Consider the following 19,812-nt stretch of genomic DNA (forward strand, 5'->3'; position numbering starts at 1 on the left):
CAAATATATACGTTACTACCTAATAAAAAAGGCACTTTTCAGTGCCTTTTTTTATTTTTTAGTTAAAAAGCATTAGCTTAATTATTCATCATCTTCAACAAGCGTCATTAGTGATGTGTTACCACCTGATGCTGTTGTATCAATACTGATTGTTTTTTCAGTAATAAGACGTTTGATTAATGTATCGTAATACTCAGAGCTAATTACCGGTAAAATAGCACCTTTACGCTGTGCAAGCTGTTGGCTAAAGTAGCCTAAGCGAGACGAACGAGCAGCAACTACCGCACCGGCTAAATGAGGGTGCGCCAAAATAGCTTGTAACTGATTAGGTTTAGCTACTTGGAAAACACCTTCTGCAACACCTGTAGAGATAAATTTATCTTTAAAGGCAACGGCTTCATCATAAAACAGCTCAGACGCTACAGTAATTACCGTATTACCTGCGGCAATAGCAGTGATGATAGACAATGCCCAGAAGTTAAATGATGTGCTCTTATCTGCATAACACACTACACAACCACGTGCTTCTAGATGAAGTGTATTAGACTCACCCGTTGGCCCAGGCAGGGTAGTAAACTTACGCATGTGCTTTTCAAGGCGGTTAAGCTGTGCACGTGCTTCTGATAATGTTAATGCTAAGTCGTCTGCTAAATCGTCGATAATTTCTACCGTCGCGATTTTAGCAAGCAACTGACGTACAGCCGAAACACGGTCGTTTAGTGGTGTTGCGCGCCAGATTTTTTCATCGCGCATTGAGTTAGCCATTAGCTTTTTAACTTGCTCATTTGCACCGCTGTAGTGGTGTAAATCAAGTTCGTCAGGCGTCAGGTTTGTCATTTGTACGTTATCTGGTGATGCCTTTTCTTTTACTAAACGTTGTAGGTAGTTAGGGCCACCGGCTTTAGGGCCAGTACCTGATAAACCACGGCCACCAAATGGTTGCACACCAACAATAGCACCAATCATGTTTCGGTTAATGTAAACATTACCCGCACGTGACATTTTAGCAAGGTACTCACAGCGCTCTTCAATACGTGAATGAACACCCATTGTCAGACCATAGCCCGTGTTATTTATTTGATCCATCACATCATCAAGTTCATTCGATTTAAAGCGAACAATATGAACACATGGGCCAAATACTTCACGTTTAAGTACTGATAAGTCTTTGATTTCGTATAAACGAGGAGCAAAAAAGTATGCGCCATTTTGTGTATTATCAGGAATTTTACATTCGTAATGAAGTATAGAATTACCTTTTAAGTACTCAACGTGCTCGTTTAAGTTTTTAAGTGCTTTTTCATCAATTACCGGACCAACATCAGTTGATAGTAACGATGGATCGCCAATGTGTAACTCAGCTAGAGCACCTTTAAGCATTTCGATAATGCCATCTGCTACGTCATCTTGAATGAATAAAACACGAAGAGCAGAACAACGTTGGCCAGCACTTTGAAAACCAGAACTGATCACATCATCAACTACTTGCTCAGGAAGTGCCGTTGAGTCAACAATCATACAGTTTTGGCCACCTGTTTCTGCAATTAACGGTACTTGAATGTCGTTACGTGCAGCAAGTGTTTGAGAAATTAATGTGCCTGTTTCAGTAGAACCTGTAAACATAACCGCTTGAATGCGCTCATCAGGAACAATTGTTTTACCTACTTCTGAGCCGCGAGCGATAACCGGTTGAACAACGTGCTCAGGTAAACCAACAGATAGCATTAGTTCAATGGCACGAAGGGCGATTAAACTTGTTTGCTCAGCAGGCTTAGCAATTACAGTGTTACCTGTAACAATCGCAGCAGCAACTTGGCCTAAGAATATTGCAAGCGGGAAGTTCCACGGGCTAATACATAAAATAACGCCACGGGCTTCAAAACGTTCATCTTTAGACAACTCTTCAGCGCGCGCTGCGTAGTAACGACAAAAATCAACCGCTTCACGTACTTCATCAATACCATCTTGCGCTACTTTACCCGCTTCTTTAATACAGATAGCGACTAGTTCGTCGTGATGACGTTCTAAAATGTCAGCAACGCGGCGCAGTAAATTAGCTCGCTCTTTTACTGGTGTTTGTGACCATGATTCAAGTGCCGCTTCAGCGTTAGCCAGTAATACTTTCATCTCTTCGCCAGTTTGTAACTTAACGTGGCCGATGATTTCTTTGTGATTTGCTGGGTTTTTAACAGCCAATGAGCCTTCTGGTACTTGGCTTTGCTCAATTAAGTGCTCGTTAAACCATGTTTCAAGATTCTCTTTGAAAGGGGTAATAACATTAATATCGGTTAAATCCATGCCTTTAGAGTTAGCACGTTCTTCACCGTATAAATCAATTGGCATTTTGATTTGCGTATTGTACTTATTACGCAAGCCTTGCAATGTTTCTACAGGGTCTGGTAGTAATGATTCAACAGGTTTTGTTGTATCTACAATCGCGTTCACAAATGATGAGTTAGCACCATTTTCTAACAAACGACGAACAAGGTAAGCAAGTAGGTCTTCGTGTTGACCAACTGGGGCATATACACGACATTGAATTTTTTCTTCGTTAACGATTTGGTCGAATAAAGATTCACCCATACCGTGCAAACGTTGAAATTCAAAACCGGTGTTGTCGCCTTTCGCTACTTCTAAAATAGTCGCGGCAGTGTAAGCGTTGTGTGTTGCAAACTGCGGATAAAGTACGTCGCGCGCTTCAAGCATTTTAATAGCACATGCTTTGTAAGAAACATCGGTTGTTGCTTTACGGGTAAATACAGGGAAATGCTCTAAACCATCTTGTTGTGTGGTTTTGATTTCAGTATCCCAGTACGCGCCTTTAACTAAACGTACCATCATTTTACGACCAACACGGCTTGCAAGGTCGGTTAGCCATTCAATTACAAAAATAGCGCGTTTTTGGTACGCTTGAACCGCTAAGCCAAATCCTTGCCAATCACCAAGATCTTCATCACTAAATACTGCTTCAATTACATCTAATGAAATATCTAGACGGTCAGCTTCCTCAGCATCAACGGTAAAGCCGATATCGTATTTTTTAGCTGCAAGCGCAAGCTCTTTTAACTTTGGTACAATTTCTTCCATCACACGGTCTTTATGAGTGAACTCATAACGAGGATGAATAGCAGAAAGCTTAACTGAAATGCCAGGGCTCTTAATTGGACCACGGCCATTTGCCGCTTTACCAATAGAGTGTATAGCATTCATGTAGCTGTCAAAGTAACGCTTCGCATCTTTCATTGTGCGCGCGCCTTCGCCTAGCATATCGTAAGAATATACATAACCTTTTTGCTCTGTATCGGCAGCACGTTCAATTGCTTCGTCAATGGTACGACCCATAACGAATTGCTTACCCATAATTTTCATAGCAAAATTTACAGACTTACGAATAACTGGCTCACCCAAACGACCAATGGTCTTTTTAAGCATGCCGAACTGTTGTTCTTTCGTTTTGTCTGTGTAGTTAACCATTTTACCGGTAACTAATAATCCCCAAGAAGACGCGTTTACGAATAAAGAATCGCTGCTGCCTAAATGAGAGCTCCAATCACCTTTCGCTAACTTGTCACGAATCAGTACATCTTGAGTTGCTTTGTCTGGTACGCGAAGCAGCGCTTCGGCCAAACACATTAATACAACGCCTTCTTCACTAGAGAGTGAAAATTCATTTAAAAGCGCATCAACACCGCCTTGCCCATCTTGCTCTTTACGAATGTTTAAAACAATCTGGCGGGCTCTTTCCCAGGCACGACTTCGTGCTTTTACGCCTACTTCTGCAAGCGGTAAAATATGATCAATAACCGCATTTTCATCTATGCGGTAGAAGTCACGGATTCTTTGTCTAATAGGACAAATCGTTGTTAAATCGCCGTTGAATAACATAAGCAACCCTCAGGAGTGTTAAGAATTAAAGTAAAATTAATTACCAATAAATTACCAGTGATATTGTGAGTGCATTCTAATTAAATTTCAGCAGAATATGCTGGTTAAATTTCGCGTTTTACGATAATTTACAGGGCATAAATTTAACTTATCCGCATAAAATTCTGTTATGACAATTCCAAATAGATTACGCATGCTAGATCGTATTGATTTAGCCATACTAGACGTTCTACAAAAGAACGGCAGAATTTCAAATGTTAACCTCGCAAAACAGGTTAATTTGAGTGCAAGCCCGTGTCTTGATCGTGTAAAACGATTAGAGCAAGAAGGCTATATCGAAGGCTACTACGCTAAGCTTAGCGAAGCAAAGCTTAATCAAAGCTTAGTAGCACATGTTCAAGTGTCGCTTGTTGCTTCAAATACAGCAGTATTTAAGGTATTTAGAGAGCATATACTAAGAATACAACAAGTCGTTGAATGCGACATGGTGGCAGGCGGTTATGATTATTTATTAAAAATCCGCGTTTCTAATATGGAAGAATATAGACAAGTTCTTGGCGACTTAGTCGATATTCCCGGCGTGGGCACTCATCATACTTATATGGTGATCGAAAAGATTAAAAAAGACGAAGGGCTGCTAATCGACATTTAAGCTTTTCTCAAGTAATAAAAAACCGCAATTGCGGTTTTTTATTTTAGTAGATAAAGGCTATACCAAATAGTTAGTACATCACCTTATACATAATTTATTACGACCTTCCGACTTCGCTCTATATAAAGCCGTATCAGCCGCGCATATTAATGCCTCAGATGTTCTGTACTGATTATCGTATTCACACGCTAAACCCTGGCTTACACTTATCTTTACATTCGCTGGCAAACCAATATCTCTAAAATTAATGTTGAGTATTTTTTCTTGAATACGTTTTGCGATCATTTCTGCATTTGAGACATGTGAGCGGGGTAATACAACAGCAAACTCCTCACCACCATAGCGTGCTACTAAACTATCTTTTGAGGGGAGGCAGTCTTCAATTGTTTGAGCTACTTTTTGCAAACATTTATCACCCTTTACATGACCAAAATTATCATTAAACAGTTTAAAAAAATCAATATCGATCAAGATAAAACTCAAAGGCTGTTTGTCTACTATGCATTCTTGCCAATTTTTAATAATCGCCTTTTCTAAAGTGCAGCGATTAGCGACGCCTGTAAGGTGATCTATTTTGGCTATGTTTTCGAGTACTTTATACTTTTTAACATGCCTAGAAATATCATGCATAATACAAATAAATAGAGGGATATTGTTTGTAGTTGATGCGGGTATACAAGAAATTGAGAGCTCTATATCTAAACAGTTACCATTGTTTTTTATTATTTTAACTTCTTTCGGGCCATGATTGAGTGGTGTTTGATAGTTGTTTTTCCAACTTTCAAACATGTATTGATAGTCATCGCGATACTGTTCTTGTAAACAATCTTGCCATTTTTTACCTATTAACGAGTCAGACGTAACATTAAAAAAACGAGCTGCAACGGGATTTACTGATTCAAACACTCCATCCGCATTAACAATAAAAATAGCATCGGCCATCACATTAGTGACATTAATAATTGCGCTTATTTTTTCATTGTTAACGGTATTAGAAATGCTGCTCATTAATGCAGATACAGCGTTGTCGGTGTTGTTTGCTCTGCTATTTTCATTATTGTTAGACATGGTGTTGCTCATTTTTATTGTTAATGAAACTTTATGTCTAGGAGTTTATTTAATTTATGGTTTTTAAACCTTTCGGTAACCTTCTTTTTTAATTTGTTGATTTTATTTGTTTTTATTGAAGTGTGTCAGTGCTTAGCTAAAAGGTAGTTAGGTTATAAATAAATTGCACTGGGGAAATTATGCTTGTGCAATTTAAAATCAATAATTAATTTTTGTCTTTATTTATAACTTGTGGGTCAGGGCTTGAATAAGGTTTATCATTACACTCAACGTTAAATATTAAACATGCAGTGCCTGAGTTTTTTGCTGTATCGGTGACGGTGATTGCTTGGCGGTTATCACTAAGTTCATAACTGAAATCTTGGGCACATGTTCCGATTTTATTAGTAATTGTAGCCCCCGTGAAAAAAAAGCCTAGCCCAACTGTTACAGGAGTTAAAGTGTAAGTACCTGCAGTTTCGGCTCTTACTGTACCGCCGCCGTCAACGGCTTTACCATTTTCTGTATAGCTAAAAACGGCCTCTTTTTTATCGTTAAACTCAATATGTACTTGAAAATCGACTTTTTCTAAGGTGGTATTCATGTTATTTCCTTTGTATTTATAGTTTAAAGTCAGTAATGCCTAGTTTTATCAGGCTTGCTGTTATTGTTGGTATTTCGTTTGCTCGGTTTAAGCAGGTATATGCTTGTACCTGCGGGTACTTTACGTGAATACTTTGGTTTATTTTTACTGTTTGAGTAATAGCTTTAAGCGCATTTACGCAAAATTGCTCTCGCTGTTCGCTGGTCGAAGCTAATTTAGCTTTGAGCAGGTTTATATTTATGGGAGCTAAGTTATCTCTATTCTTCATTTTATTGGTTATGTAACGTTTATATTCGCCATCATTCTCAAGGGTTGTTAATAACTCTTGCGCTTTAAGAGGGAAGTTTCTGTCAATAAAATAGCGAGCCAGACTAATTTGTGTATTAATAGAATTGATACTATTAAAACCTTGTGATTTTAAGAAGCTAATAATTTCTCCTATTCTTGAATCTACTTTTTTGTCATAAGACAACATTATTAATTGCGCTAAAGAGCGATAATACATATGTTGAAATTCATTATTTTCTGGATCTTGCTTTAAAGCCTCATTTATATTTTCATTCGCAAAGCGAGCTTTTAAATAGGCCATTTTTTTATCAGGTAAATAGCTTAGTAAATAGCCTTGTTGCATATATATATTTGCTGACATATAAAAAAGACTCGCGTCATCAGGGTAGTGATTAGCCACCTTTTTGACCACAGCAACTGCATTGTCCAATATATACACTGCAGTGTTGAAGTTACCAAGCATACCTTCAGTTTTTGCAAGCCAACTAAGGGTATCTGCTTTATCACGCAATAAGTTTTTATTGTTGGGCTTTAGCACAAGCGCTTCGTTTTTAAGAGTAAGTGATTCGGTAAAGCTCTGTTTTGCCGCTTTATAATTAAATTGTTTTAAATACAAAGATCCCAGCGAATTATGTGAATACGACAACTCCATAATGGAATTAAAATCATTCGCTGCTAATGAATACATGGTTTCGCTATACATATGATACTTTTTAAATAATGGCTCAGTGGCAGCGTAATCACTTTTATCATAATGAAGCTGGCCTAACCAAAAGGCATTGGCACCCGCAAGCGTTAGTAATTCTATATTGTTAGGCTGTATTTTTAATAATGCCTCAAGGCGGGTGCGGGCGTTTTCAAAGGCGGTAAAGGCTTCATCGGTTTTACCTCGGGAATAAGCTACTTCACCCATTGCTTCGAGGGTTTGTGCGTACTGGAAACGGTTGTTAAATTGTGCTTTATCATCGCTAAAGCTAAAGAGTGAACCTGATTCGTCTGTTTGATTTGTAAAATATTCAAGTGCTTTATTACTAATACCATCAAGTAAGTCCATACGCTTTACGCTACGCAGTTTGTCGGCAAAGTCACCCACCATAAACCCCAGTAAGCTTTCGGCCTCAAGCTGTTTTTTTTGCGCATGTTGCTGGGCCTTAAAACTAGTAAAGCTCATTAATAACGCGGTAAATGTAAGTAAGCACAATAAAGCAACGGTCACCCGTTTTACTCTTATTTTTGTTTTTGTTTTTTTAATAGAGCTTTTGATAAGAGTGTGCTCGTTATCATCTAATTTAAACAGTTTGTCGTTTAGTAATAGCTGCGCTTCTTGTAGCGGTTTACCTGGCGCTAGGAGGTAAGCACTACTTTTACCTTCATCTATCCAATTTTGCGCTTGGTGTTGTAAGCGGCTTTTTATTGCTAAGGCATCTTTATGATCATTAATCCATTGTTTTGCTCGCGGCCATTGACGTAATAATGCCTCGTGAGCAAGGCTAAAACAGGCTTCTTGATTTTGTAAATGCGATACAAATAAACGGCTATCGACCATGGCTTGCACAAGCTCTTTTTGGCTTGTGTTCGTTAATGTTTGCCAGCGGGCAGCGCGGCTCGTAATGGTTTTACCATCTGGATTTAAAGTGATCAGCTGTGATAATACGCTTTTTAGTTGCTGTTGTTGCTCGTTGCTGAGGTCAATAAATATATCTTCTGCTTTTTTGCCTATGGCTCCCTCAATACCCCCGAGTTTTGTGTAAACACTGTGCAGTAGCTCGTTACTATCACTGCGCTGCAAGTACAGCTCTTGCAATGTGTATTGCAGCATGGGTAATGCATCGGGGTTATTAGCTGTATCGGCGCACAATATTTCATCCAGTGGTGTTTGGGTTTCTGGGTCATTCGAGAACGTTAAATTAGCGGTTAACGCTGGCAGGCGAATAATTTGTTGAAGCTCTTGGCGATTTGGCGGTGTTAAATCGTAGTGCGCGCCATGAGCTTTGCCTGCCATTAGACTTGGTTGTTCAACCACTAAAGGGTAAAAGTCGTTACGACACGCACTAAATACAATCACAGTTTTAGAGGTTGCTAAGCGCTCAATAACTGATAAAAAATGGCTGCGCGTTTCGCTACTAAATAAAGGAGAAGAAAGCAGTACTTCTAAGCGGTCAATAAATAAAAATAACTGGGGTGTTTTAAGTTGTGTAGAGGCTTTGCTAAGTGCAATTTGTATGGCGTTGATTACGCCATCGATTGCCAATTCTAGTTGCTCTGCCAGTGTTTGCGCGCTTAATCCTTCAAATACAGGAAGGCCATTTATATCCCAATCAAGCAATGCAGAAGCTAAATCTAAAAAAAGTCTATTTTTATGAACATCTGCAAAGTCGAGTTGGCTATAAGAAATAACCCCAATGCCGTTATAGCCTCGCTCATCTAGCAGTTTTGGTAAAATCCCAGCATTAACAAGCGAAGATTTACCCGTACCGCTAGGGCCAAGTATTAAGCAAAAAGCACGACCAAATTTAACTTGGCTCGATATTCTATTGAGTAACGTTTCTATAGATTGATTGCGGCCAAAAAATAGGTGTGTATCGCTTGGGTTGTAGGCGCTTAATCCTAAAAAAGGAGAGCCACCTTGCCATGTGTTTTCACTTTTTTTTATATCTTCAGCCAGAGGAAACTCAAGTTTTGCAATAACGCGGTAACCACGTTTGCGAATAGTTTCTATGTAGGTGGGCTCACTTGCTTTATCACCGAGGGCTTTTCGTAACTGGGTAATTGTTTTATGCAGCGGGTTATCGCCTACCTCAACATTTTTCCAGCATTGATCTAATAGCTCGTCAGTAGTAACAATTTCGCCTTTTTGGAAGCAAAGATGAACTAACACATCCATGGCTTTTGGTTCTAACTGTTTATTTTTTTCTGCACGCTGAAGAGTATTTGACTGGGGATTGACTTGCCAATCACCTAAATAAAAAGGGCTGCGATTCATAATGGCTCATTATTGTTATTATGTAATTAAAGCGAGTGATTAGCCGACTTTTTTAACCAAGTCTTTATATTACAGATAAAATAACAAACAGATAAGGAGTTTTTACGCAGTAAAAGAAGTTTATTGATGTGGGTAATTCAATATTGAATTACCCACTGGATTTTATGACTATATATCGCTTTTATTTATAGTAATGACGCGTTGAGGGAATGGGATTTCAATATCAGCGTTATTAATTGCTTTATAAACACCGCCATTAATAGCCAGCTTGGTTTCAATAATTTTAGTGGTAGGTACCCAATATCGGTAGCTTATTGTAACACCGCTATCGGCAAAGCGTTCAATACCCACTTGTGATAACGGATTTTGTGCGACTAATTCGTGTGCTTTAAGTACGTCTTCAATAAGGCGAATCGCGTTATCAGAGCAAGCACTATAGGCTATATCTATTTCACCTTTGACCAATGAGTAACTAAATGAGTTATGAAGTATTTCACCTACTATGTGCTTATTTGGAATGGTAATTTCTACTTTTTCTTCATTGATTAAAATAGTGTAGCCAAGCTCAATTGTTTTAACTTGGCCGCTTACATTTTTAACTTCAATAGTATCACCAACAACAAAAGGTCGAGTGGCTATAATGGCAAGGCCTGCACCATAGTTAGAGAGCATTCCTTGCAGCGCTAAACCTGCACCCAAAGACGCAGCACCAATGGCTGCTACAAATGGCGTAACGCTGATACCTATTTTTCCAAGTGCAATAATTATAACCATTACAATTAGCAGTACTTTTACCACGCTACTGACAAAGTTAGTAAGCGTAATGTCAACGTTATGACGGGTCATTAACGCGGCTACAAATTTGGCAAGCTTTTGTGCTATCCACAAACCAATGAGGACGATAAAAATAGCGCCAACAATTTGCATACTGTAGGTAACCATATACTCAGTAAGCATGGTGTAATATTTTTCAAACTGTTCGATTTCAGAACTGATCATAAAGCGCTCTATGTTAGGGCTATGTTGTATTTTTCCAACTATAGCAAAATGTTGACTAAAAATGGATATAACAGCGGCACTATAATCGCTGTTAATAAAGCACTTAGCGCCATTGCAACTGAGGAGTAAGCGCCTACTTTTGGATGCTCAGCAATAGCAGCAGCAGTCCCAATTGCATGACAAGCTGTGCCCATGGCAACACCTTGAGATTCGTGATTAAAAATATTAATGAGTTGAAAAAGCATAAAGCCAAATAAAGCGCCTAGTAAACCAATAAAAATAACTAAAACCGCAGCAAGAGAGCTAATCCCCCCTAATGAGTCAGTAACAATTAAAGATATTGGGGTTGTGACACTGAGTGCGGCAACAGATGCACTTAGCTGCGCAGGCGTATTAAATAATATGCTTAGCAAAAATGCCACAACGGTTGCGTTAACAATACCTAAGCTACATGTTGCGACTATGAGTAATAGGTTTTTTCGTACGTGTGTAAACTGCTGATATAAAGGAAGCGCTAAAGCCACAATCGCGGGCTCTAATAACCAGCTTAATAATTTGCTGTGCGAGGCAAATTGCGTATAAGGCAGATTTAGGTTAATTAGTAATAAAGCGATAATACTAATACTTAAAAATACGGGGTTAGTGAGCGATTTAAATACGCTGTTTTTTATACTTTGGTTTACGGCCCTTAGCGCTAAAAATAATACAATAATAAAAGGAATACTTAGCCACCATAAATTAGGCTGTAGCTCTGAAATAGCGGAAAAAGTAAAATCAGTCATTATTTTCTCTTCCCTTAAAGTTCGCAATTACACTGCTAACAAGCAACAAGGTAGTTATAGGGACTAGCACCACAACTGAGGCTAAAAATGCCCAGTGCGATTTTATAAGGCCGAGATGTTCAATAAATCCCACACCCGCAGGAATGAAAAAGATAGGCATAATATTTAAAATAGGGGAGGCGCATGGTTTTACATGTTGCTCTTTTACAATACCCGATAAGAGTAAAACTAATAAAATAACCATAGCAAGTAACGGTGCAGGAAAGCTTCCACCAATAAAGTGCATAGTGAGTTTAGCGCAGGCTAAACATAGTAAAATAATAGCGCTACTGAGCAGATATTTCATCAAAGTGGCCCACAGAAAAGATAAGAGCTTAACTTTAACAAATCAAACTCTTTTATGCATTGTGCAATAGTCTACCAGTGCTTTGTATTTGCGTAGGTTATATTCGCTTTTCCTTTTGCTTTAGCAATTGCTTTTTTAGTGTTTGGGTTTAGCAATAAGCGAATTTGGCTGAAGGTTTCTTTAGCGAGTATTTTTCGTTGGTTTGGTTTATAGCTAAGTTGTGTAATGCGTTTAATTGCAGCGAGCGTATCTGGTGAACGCTCAAGTAATGTATTGAGCATGTTTTGCGTTGCTTGCTGAGTATCATCGGTAAGTTTAGTAACCAAACCTAGCTCATTTGCTTGTTGTGCAGTGATTGGGTTTGCGTGGCTTGCAAGCCAAAGTGCTTGGTCGCGCTTAACTAAACCGCTCATCATTACATTTGCGCCCATATCGGGGCACAATCCCCAACGCGCTTCCATAATGGCAAGTTTGGCATCAATATGAACAACTCTGTAATCTGCCCCCAAAGCTATTTGCAAACCCCCCCCTAAACAGTTGCCATCAATTTGTGCAATAACGGGCACACTCAGTGACTGCCAGCCTAATACTACTTTTTGCGCTAAATTTTGATTGCCAGGTAACCATTTAAGCAATAATTTCACTATGTTCATTGGTGTAGCCATTACTGCAGATATATCAAGGCCTGCACAAAAATGTTCGCCATCGCCTTTTATTACCACAGCACGAATACTGCGATCTCTTTTTATATTTTTAATGGCTTTGTTTAGCTCTACAAACATTTCAAAGCTTAATGCATTTTGTTTTTTTGCTCTGCTAAGCGTGACGGTTGCAATGCCATTTTGTTTTTCTAGTTTTATCATTACACACTCCTCTGACCTGTTGCTTGAGCTTATGTTGTTATAGGAATTAAGTAAAGTGACGGTATTTTTTAAATAAATGGAATTTATTGCTAAAGCCGTAGTCTTAAAGGATTGGTTTTAGATGAGAAAAAGCTAAACAATTCGAACCTAAGATAATAAAAATATTTTACATTGTTATTTTAACTAAAATAATAAAAGTAATCTTTATATTCAATAGGTTAGGTAAGTTGTTATTTATCGTTTTAGTTGTATGATGAATAAAGCATGACTCGGTTACAAAAAAGTCAGTGTTTTACGCTTTTTTTTATCAAAATGATGATGAGATTTGATAATATAGCGCAACTTAAAAGCTTAAGGTTAAGCACATATGTCGGGTCCACGTTTATATACGGTAGAAGAAGCTACTCACCAAGCTTATGATATTTTTTTAGAGTTAGCGCCAAATAACTTGAGTGAAAAAGATGTTGAAGACTTTAATGAGTTTAGAGAAGACCTAGGCTTTATTGAAGAAGACGAGCCAGATGACCAGTGGCAAGACTTTGTAGCCCTTGAAATAGAGCCAGAGCACTTTATTCAGGTGTTGGTTGGTTTAGAATTTGAAAATGATGATGTTTTGTTTGCTAAAATTTTGATTAGTCGTGATAAAGATGCTCCGTTTTGTCATATTTTATGGAAAGAAACTGAATAAGCAATACTGCTTATTTTTATAATTGTGTGCAGAGAGAGTATTGTGCGTAAGTATTTATTTTTAATTTTTTTAATAATTAGCTGCCCAAGTTGGGCCGTTGATCCATTTGAAGATTTTCATGAATATGGCAAGCTCTCTGATGAAGAAATTCATGAGTTACACAAAGGTGACATGTTCTACGGTGATACTGAATTTGGCTTTATTCTAAGTAAAGGTAACACCAATTCGACCAGTTTTAAGCTCAAAGGTAATTTATACCAAGACTTTGAAAAGTGGCGTAACCAATTTAAAATAGACTCTCTTTATAAGCGTGATGAGAACGATGAAAGCGGTGGCACTGATGTTACAGCTAATCGTGTTTTTGTATCAGCGCAAGGTAACTATAAAGTAGGTGTTAAAAACTCCTCATTTTTTATTTACGGTGATTACGAAGAAGATGAGTTTAGTGGACTTGATTTTAAAAGTACGGTGGCGACAGGCTATGGTGCGCGTGTATATCAAGGCTCTAAAAACAAAGTAGATATTGATATAGGACCTGGCTTATACCGTTCAGTAGCCGATGAAGATTCGGATGTGAGCGAAGATGAAATTAATAAAACTGGTTATTTAGTACGTGTTGCAATGCAGTGGGAACGTTTGGTTTCTAAGCGTACTCGTTTTAATCAAGATGTGAGTATAGAGCAGTCGCTTTCAGGTCTTAATTCTCGCTTAAAATCGGAAACCGCACTGATAAGCCAAGTGATTGGTGCGGTATCACTCAAATTTACCTACATGTATCGTTATAATTCAAAACCCGAAGATGATAAACTCAAGTTTGACTCAGAGCTGAGTGCTACATTGGTATACAGCTTTTAAGTATTTATTTAATTTAGAGAATATTATGTATCAGCATAAACAGTATGCGGTGTTTATCTTTTTTGTATTAGCGTGGATAGGCGGTTTTGTAGCGCTTGCATGGAACTTGTTAGGCGCTGATGGTCCTTTAATGATATTTGCTGGGATTTTAGTGCTGGTGGGCTTTTTGTTCCATGGTCTAACAGTAAAAGTAGATGATAAAAAAATTAGCTGGGCGTTTGGCCCAGGCGTTGCAGGGCAAAGCATTGAGCTTGGCGAAGTAGTAGAAGCTAAGGCAGTTCAAAACTCTTACAGACACGGTATTGGTATGCGAATTACTCACGATGGTTGGGTGTATACAGTATCTGGCTTTAGTGCAATACAGCTAACGCTTAAAGATGGCACTTTGTATCGAGTTGGCACAAACGATCAAAAAGGTTTACTAGCCGCTCTAAAAGAAAAGAATGTATCAATCGCGCTGCCTAGTAAGGCAAAAACTGAAACGGTTAAGCGCAACAATATGATATAAAAAAAGCGCCCTAGGCGCTTTTTTTCTTGGTTTAACAGTATATTAGTGGTCGTGACCACATCCACCTTCACCATGTACATGACCATGAGTGAGTTCTTCTTCGGTTGCATCACGTACTTCTAGTATCTCTACATCAAAGTTAAGTGTTATGCCTGCAAGTGGGTTATTACCATCTACAATAACTTCTTCATCTTGGATATCGATGATCATTACTGATTGGTCACCATCATCTGTTGATGCACGAAATTGCATGCCGACTTCAATTTCCATACCTTCAAACATCGACTTAGGTACAGCTTGCATTAGGTTATCGTGGCGTTCGCCATAACCTTCATCAGGTTCAACTTTTACGCTAAGTGTGTCGCCTGGTTGCTTGCCTTGCAAAGCATTTTCTAGGCCTGAAATTAAGTAGCCTGTGCCAATGATAAAGTGTAGTGGCTCACCACCGAACGAATTATCAATGCTATTGCCATCATTATCCATTACCGAATAATGCATTTTTACCACTTTGTTTGCCGCAACGATCATAGTCATTCCTATTTATTCATCTTCAAGAGAGTAGGGTAGAGGCAGAATGCTTAGCTCCACCTGAGGTGTGTGTTTTGCACGAAGTACCTGAGTTACATCAGTATCGTTTGGCAACACAACGAGGCCTGTTAATTTATTTGTTTGTTCATTAAAACTTTGTGCAATTAGTTTACCCGCACGGCGCCAATTTTCGCCTAATTGGGTTTCTAAATCGGGCTCTGAAAGTATCCCTTCGCTTTGACCTGAGACTATATACATTGCACGCTTATTTTTACCTAGGTACTTCATGCGAGCCACAGTTTCTTGACCGGTATAACACCCTTTTTTAAAGCTTATACCGCCAATAGCATGTAGGTTTACCATTTGAGGAACATACTCGCCAATTGCATCTGCACTTAACTGAGGTTCACCTGCAAGCATAGATGCTTGTTGCCAAGGAGCTTCGTTATCAAGTGTAGATACGTCATCAGGCATACTAAACTGGCTATCGACCATTAATAAAACACGGTTATCAGCTAATTTTAGTGCTTTACCGCTTTCAAAGTCACACGCGCTCGCATCACCTTCAAAGTTAATATCAAGTTGTGCGAGTACACCCGATAAATCATCACCAATGAGACCAATTAATCGCTTTGAACATGCACTAATGTCAACTTTTGCAAATACGGCATACTTTTTTAGCTCAGCTAACGATTTTTCTACTTCGTTTTCGCTGCCTGTAAGGTAGTAGCTGTCTTGATAAGTAAATAATTTAAATACGCCCCAAAGTTTACCTTTAGCGCTGCAATGGCCAGCCCACAAATAATTACTGCTGGTTAATTTATTTAGATCTTGAGTGATTTGCCCGTGTAAATAAGATAATTTATCAGCACCGCAGAGGCTAATAAGTTGATGAGATAACGGACATGCATAAACGCTCGACATAAAAACCTTCTTTGCAATATAAATGAAGTGACATAATAACGCAGTTGTTACGTATGGTACAGACAAGCGCTTATTCGTGCGGGTTTATTCTTTAATGAGAGATTAATAGCTGCTAAATAGGCTTGTGTTTGTTAAACTCGAGTCAATTAAGTATGAGGTTTAAAATGGTTGAAATTCATAGTAAAGCACGTATTCGTTGGGCTTGCCGTCGTGGCATGTTAGAGCTTGATGTTTTGTTTATGCCGTTTGTTGAAGAAGCATACGACTCTTTAAGCGCAGAGCAACAGGCTATTTTTCAGCGTTTGCTAACAGAAGAAGACCCTGACTTATTTGCATGGTTTATGGGTCATCAAGAATGTAAAGATGAGCAGTTAAACGGTATGGTTTCGCTGATCTTAGACCGAGTTCGTGTATAGGTTTACAGTTACTAATAATAACGCTGACCACAAACCTATTGTGGTCTTTTTTTGCATGCTCATTTTAATATTATGTTTATTTTTAGATTCGCTACTAGCTATGCTTTTTTGTTTGATAATTAATATATTAGCTGGCTTTTTAGTGTGGCAAAAAGTGTTGGTAATTCATCCAAACCATGGCGTTATAATTCTAGAACCCAAGCTATTTAGGTTTGAGGGTGAAGGTTTAAAAATTCAGGGTGAAATTAGTAAAAAAAGCCGTTTTTATGGCAATAATATATGGCTACATATTAAAGGTTTTAGTAACAACCATTGGCTTATAATTTCAGCCAATGGTGTTAATGAACAAAGCTATGCGCGTCTAAAACGTGCTACTTTAAGCGCGATTAATTGCGTTTTGGAGTCAAAATAGTCGGTGTTGGATTTTCATTTTGTTCAGGGTAATCAATAGTATAATGCAGGCCTCTGCTTTCTTTTCGTTCCATTGCACTTCTAATAATGAGTTCTGACACTTGTACTAAGTTACGAAGCTCAAGCAAGTTATTACTTACTCTAAAGTTTGCATAATAATCGTGTATTTCTTGCTGCAGCAACTCAACCCTATGCAGTGCACGTTCTAAGCGTTTAGTAGAGCGTACAATACCTACATAATCCCACATAAATAAACGTAGTTCATGCCAGTTATGGGTAATAACAATTTCTTCATCAGAGTTACTAACACGGCTTTCATCCCAATGAGGTAGAGCCATTGGCTCTGGTGCATGTTCAATTTTACTTAAAATATCTTTAGCTGCAGCGTGGGCAAATACAATACATTCCAATAATGAATTACTTGCCATACGGTTTGCACCATGTAGGCCTGTGTAAGCGACTTCGCCAACAGCATACAAGTTATCGAGATCTGTTTTACCGTTAAAGTCGGTCATTACGCCACCACAAGTGTAATGCGCAGCAGGTACAACTGGGATTGCTTCTTTTGTTATATCAAGCCCTACACTTAGGCATTTTGCGTAAATAGTAGGAAAGTGCTCAATAATAAAGTCTTTATCTTTGTGGCTAATATCTAAATAAACACAATTAGCACCTAAACGCTTCATTTCAAAATCGATTGCGCGTGCCACTATATCGCGTGGAGCAAGTTCTTCACGACTGTCAAAATCTTTCATAAAACGAGTGCCATCAGGTCGTTTTAAATAAGCCCCTTCACCGCGCATAGCTTCTGTAATTAAAAAGTTTTGTAGCTCTGGATGATAAAGGCTCGTTGGATGAAATTGATTAAATTCCATATTGGCAACTTTACAGCCTGCGCGCCATGCCATTGCAATGCCATCACCACTTGATACATCTGGATTAGATGTATACAAATACACTTTGCTTGCGCCACCAGTGGCAAGAGCAACAAATTTAGCTGAAATGGTTTCTACCTTTTTAGCTTTTTTGTTCCACACATACATACCTTCAATGTGTGAGCCTGTTTTTCCGGCGCTTTTATCTGTGATTAAATCAATAGCATTGTATTGCTCTAAGAGCGTTATATTCTTATGAATTTTAACTTGGCTAATAAGCGTGGTTTGCACAGCTTTGCCAGTAGCATCGGCTGCATGCAAAATACGACGATGGCTGTGACCGCCTTCACGTGTTAAATGAAAACGCTCTTTTCCTTTGCTATCAAACTCCATATCAAAGGGAACACCTTGGTCGATTAACCACTGTAGGCAATCGTGAGCATTGCTGGCAGTATAATGAACAGCGTCTCTGTCGCATAAACCGCCGCCCGCATCGAGTGTATCTTCAACATGAGATTCTATGCTGTCGTTTTGTTTATCAAATACAGCTGCTATACCACCTTGAGCATATAAAGTAGAACCTTCTGTAAGCGCTCCTTTACTGATCACGGTAACGTTACAATAATTAGCTAGAGATAATGCAAGTGATAAGCCTGCTGCGCCGCTACCTATAATAGCGACATCTGCAATGTGATGTTTATTTTGGTTCATGTCAGAGGTACTTTGCGGTTACAATGCTCGTATAGAGCAATATTTGTTTTTAATATCTGTAGTTGTACCATATTTGTCATACTACTACGTAGTGATTTTAAAGGCTTAGCGCCGTTATTTATCATCTATTTTATAAAAAAATAATATTAAGCAGAACTTTTTATTCATAAAGAGGTCAGAGTATTTGTGAACAATGACGACAATATGAATAACAAGCAAAAATCAGACATAGGAGTACCGGCTCGAATGAGCGAGCAGGAATTAGATTTAGTGCTAGTAAAAAGGGTCCAGCAAGGAGATAAAAACGCCTTCAACCTATTAGTAAAGAAGTATCAAAACAAAATTGCAGGTTTGATCTCACGTTATGTATCAAACCAAGGCGATATTGCTGATGTAGCACAAGAGGCTTTTATTAAAGCTTACCGTGCACTTCCTAACTTTAGAGGTGACAGCGCCTTTTACACGTGGTTATACCGTATTGCCGTTAATTGTGCTAAAAATTACTTAGTAGCCCAGGGGCGTAAGCCGCCAGCAAATGATATAGACGCTGAAGATGCCGAGTTTTATGATTGTGCAGATTCAATGCGATCTAATGCATCTCCTGAAAACCTACTTTTAAGCGAAGAAGTACGCGCTGTTATTTTTAATACGATTGATAGTTTGCCTGAAGATCTTAAAACCGCAATCACCCTTAGAGAAATCGAAGGGATGAGCTATGAAGAAATAGCAGTGGTAATGGATTGCCCGGTCGGGACTGTGCGTTCGCGTATATTTCGTGCCCGTGAAGCAATAGATAACAAATTAAACCCATTAATAGGCGAGTCTTAGTATGACAAAAGCACACCTTAACAAGTTAGATAACGAAGCGTTATCGGCATTACTTGATGGCGAGCAACATCTGACTGATGCAAAAATTGCAGAGCAAGATGTAACTACGTTTGGCCGTTATGCGTTAATTGGTGATGCGATGCGTGCTCAAAAAAATAATAACGACATACATATTGATATTAGCGATCGCGTTGCATTAGCACTTGAAAGCGAGCCTGTTTATGCTGACTTTAGTCAGTCAAAAACACAGCCTCAAGCAATCACTGAGACGGTACAAGATAATAAAGTAGTGGCTTTTAATTGGCGCAAGCCAGTTGCTCAACTAGCAATTGCAGCCAGTGTGGCAATGTTTGCTATTGTGGGCGTTAATACGCTTCCTCAAAGTAACAACGAGCAACAAAGCGAAATTCCATTACTACAAACCACACCGCTGACAGGTATGGCGTCGCCAGTAAGTTACTCATCTGAGCCTGCGCTTGAAAATGCAGAGCAAGGTTTACGTGAATTACAGCAACAACGTATTGGTGCATTAGTTCTTGAGCATCAACGCCAAGCACGAGTTGCGAATTCTTTAGAAACAGCGCAAACTAATACCAAAGCGTCTGAGGAAAAAAACTAA

At 38.7% G+C, this 19,812-nt stretch carries 19 protein-coding genes; 8 read left to right on the forward strand and 11 right to left on the reverse strand.

Going from position 1 to position 19,812, the window contains the following annotated elements; all coding sequences use genetic code 11:
• Positions 1-81: 81 nt before the first annotated feature.
• Complete coding sequence (putA, locus tag AAEY62_RS06025; RefSeq protein ID WP_024592081.1) at positions 82-3,885, reverse strand: bifunctional proline dehydrogenase/L-glutamate gamma-semialdehyde dehydrogenase PutA; 3,804 nt, start codon at positions 3,883-3,885, stop codon at positions 82-84.
• Positions 3,886-4,054: 169 nt separating this feature from the next.
• Between putA and AAEY62_RS06030 the strand changes: the two genes are divergently transcribed.
• Positions 4,055-4,537: a winged helix-turn-helix transcriptional regulator gene (locus AAEY62_RS06030; protein ID WP_024590009.1), complete on the forward strand. Its 483-nt coding sequence runs from the start codon at positions 4,055-4,057 to the stop codon at positions 4,535-4,537.
• Positions 4,538-4,615: 78 nt separating this feature from the next.
• On the opposite strand, the gene AAEY62_RS06035 is transcribed toward AAEY62_RS06030, so the two are convergent.
• The 7 genes from AAEY62_RS06035 to AAEY62_RS06065 all read right to left on the reverse strand — a co-directional run bounded on the left by AAEY62_RS06035 (position 4,616) and on the right by AAEY62_RS06065 (position 12,449).
• Positions 4,616-5,605, reverse strand: coding sequence for a sensor domain-containing diguanylate cyclase (locus AAEY62_RS06035; RefSeq protein ID WP_007581681.1), 990 nt, complete (start codon positions 5,603-5,605; stop codon positions 4,616-4,618).
• Between the two features lie 205 nt (positions 5,606-5,810).
• Positions 5,811-6,188: a DP-EP family protein gene (locus tag AAEY62_RS06040; protein ID WP_024590008.1), complete on the reverse strand. Its 378-nt coding sequence runs from the start codon at positions 6,186-6,188 to the stop codon at positions 5,811-5,813.
• Between the two features lie 16 nt (positions 6,189-6,204).
• The gene (locus AAEY62_RS06045) at positions 6,205-9,459 is read right to left on the reverse strand and encodes an nSTAND1 domain-containing NTPase (protein ID WP_024590007.1); all 3,255 of its coding nucleotides are present in this window, start codon (positions 9,457-9,459) and stop codon (positions 6,205-6,207) included.
• Positions 9,460-9,627: 168 nt separating this feature from the next.
• A complete protein-coding gene (locus AAEY62_RS06050) occupies positions 9,628-10,458 on the reverse strand; it encodes a mechanosensitive ion channel family protein (RefSeq protein ID WP_024590006.1) in 831 nt (276 codons plus the stop codon).
• 38 nt (positions 10,459-10,496) lie between these two features.
• On the reverse strand, positions 10,497-11,240 hold the full coding sequence (locus AAEY62_RS06055) for an LrgB family protein (protein ID WP_024590005.1): 744 nt from the start codon (positions 11,238-11,240) through the stop codon (positions 10,497-10,499).
• Positions 11,233-11,586, reverse strand: coding sequence for a CidA/LrgA family protein (locus AAEY62_RS06060; protein WP_024590004.1), 354 nt, complete (start codon positions 11,584-11,586; stop codon positions 11,233-11,235). Before AAEY62_RS06060 ends, AAEY62_RS06055 begins: the two co-directional genes overlap by 8 nt.
• Positions 11,587-11,657: 71 nt before the next feature.
• The gene (locus AAEY62_RS06065; RefSeq protein ID WP_350634719.1) at positions 11,658-12,449 is read right to left on the reverse strand and encodes a crotonase/enoyl-CoA hydratase family protein; all 792 of its coding nucleotides are present in this window, start codon (positions 12,447-12,449) and stop codon (positions 11,658-11,660) included.
• Positions 12,450-12,816: 367 nt separating this feature from the next.
• Between AAEY62_RS06065 and AAEY62_RS06070 the strand changes: the two genes are divergently transcribed.
• Genes AAEY62_RS06070 through AAEY62_RS06080 form a run of 3 tightly spaced genes read left to right on the forward strand, consistent with a single transcriptional unit; the run spans position 12,817 to position 14,500 of the window.
• Positions 12,817-13,137 (forward strand): HI1450 family dsDNA-mimic protein, encoded by a 321-nt coding sequence (locus AAEY62_RS06070; RefSeq protein WP_007581697.1) that lies wholly within the window; start codon positions 12,817-12,819, stop codon positions 13,135-13,137.
• Positions 13,138-13,179: 42 nt separating this feature from the next.
• Positions 13,180-13,992, forward strand: a complete 813-nt coding sequence (locus tag AAEY62_RS06075) for a DUF481 domain-containing protein (protein WP_010553209.1) — start codon at positions 13,180-13,182, stop codon at positions 13,990-13,992.
• Between the two features lie 25 nt (positions 13,993-14,017).
• On the forward strand, positions 14,018-14,500 hold the full coding sequence (locus AAEY62_RS06080) for a hypothetical protein (protein WP_008168001.1): 483 nt from the start codon (positions 14,018-14,020) through the stop codon (positions 14,498-14,500).
• A 42-nt stretch (positions 14,501-14,542) separates the two neighbouring features.
• On the opposite strand, the gene AAEY62_RS06085 is transcribed toward AAEY62_RS06080, so the two are convergent.
• Both AAEY62_RS06085 and ygfZ read right to left on the reverse strand, forming a co-directional pair.
• Positions 14,543-15,028 (reverse strand): FKBP-type peptidyl-prolyl cis-trans isomerase, encoded by a 486-nt coding sequence (locus AAEY62_RS06085; protein WP_007581704.1) that lies wholly within the window; start codon positions 15,026-15,028, stop codon positions 14,543-14,545.
• 12 nt (positions 15,029-15,040) lie between these two features.
• Positions 15,041-15,952 (reverse strand): CAF17-like 4Fe-4S cluster assembly/insertion protein YgfZ, encoded by a 912-nt coding sequence (gene ygfZ / locus AAEY62_RS06090; protein WP_024609020.1) that lies wholly within the window; start codon positions 15,950-15,952, stop codon positions 15,041-15,043.
• 164 nt (positions 15,953-16,116) lie between these two features.
• On the opposite strand from ygfZ, the gene AAEY62_RS06095 reads away from it, so the two are divergent.
• Both AAEY62_RS06095 and AAEY62_RS06100 read left to right on the forward strand, forming a co-directional pair.
• Positions 16,117-16,368, forward strand: coding sequence for an FAD assembly factor SdhE (locus AAEY62_RS06095; RefSeq protein ID WP_007581709.1), 252 nt, complete (start codon positions 16,117-16,119; stop codon positions 16,366-16,368).
• 55 nt (positions 16,369-16,423) lie between these two features.
• Positions 16,424-16,780: a hypothetical protein gene (locus AAEY62_RS06100; RefSeq protein ID WP_350634720.1), complete on the forward strand. Its 357-nt coding sequence runs from the start codon at positions 16,424-16,426 to the stop codon at positions 16,778-16,780.
• On the opposite strand, the gene nadB is transcribed toward AAEY62_RS06100, so the two are convergent.
• Complete coding sequence (gene nadB / locus AAEY62_RS06105) at positions 16,755-18,365, reverse strand: L-aspartate oxidase (protein WP_007581714.1); 1,611 nt, start codon at positions 18,363-18,365, stop codon at positions 16,755-16,757. The genes AAEY62_RS06100 and nadB overlap by 26 nt on opposite strands.
• A 246-nt stretch (positions 18,366-18,611) precedes the next feature.
• Here nadB and rpoE point away from each other — a divergent pair, with 246 nt between their 5' ends.
• A complete protein-coding gene (gene rpoE, locus AAEY62_RS06110; RefSeq protein WP_002958721.1) occupies positions 18,612-19,193 on the forward strand; it encodes an RNA polymerase sigma factor RpoE in 582 nt (193 codons plus the stop codon).
• A 1-nt stretch (position 19,194) separates the two neighbouring features.
• Complete coding sequence (locus tag AAEY62_RS06115; RefSeq protein ID WP_007581717.1) at positions 19,195-19,812, forward strand: sigma-E factor negative regulatory protein; 618 nt, start codon at positions 19,195-19,197, stop codon at positions 19,810-19,812.

The sequence above is a fragment of the Pseudoalteromonas sp. GW168-MNA-CIBAN-0100 genome (assembly GCF_040309225.1).
In the GTDB taxonomy this organism is placed as follows: Bacteria; Pseudomonadota; Gammaproteobacteria; order Enterobacterales; family Alteromonadaceae; genus Pseudoalteromonas; species Pseudoalteromonas arctica.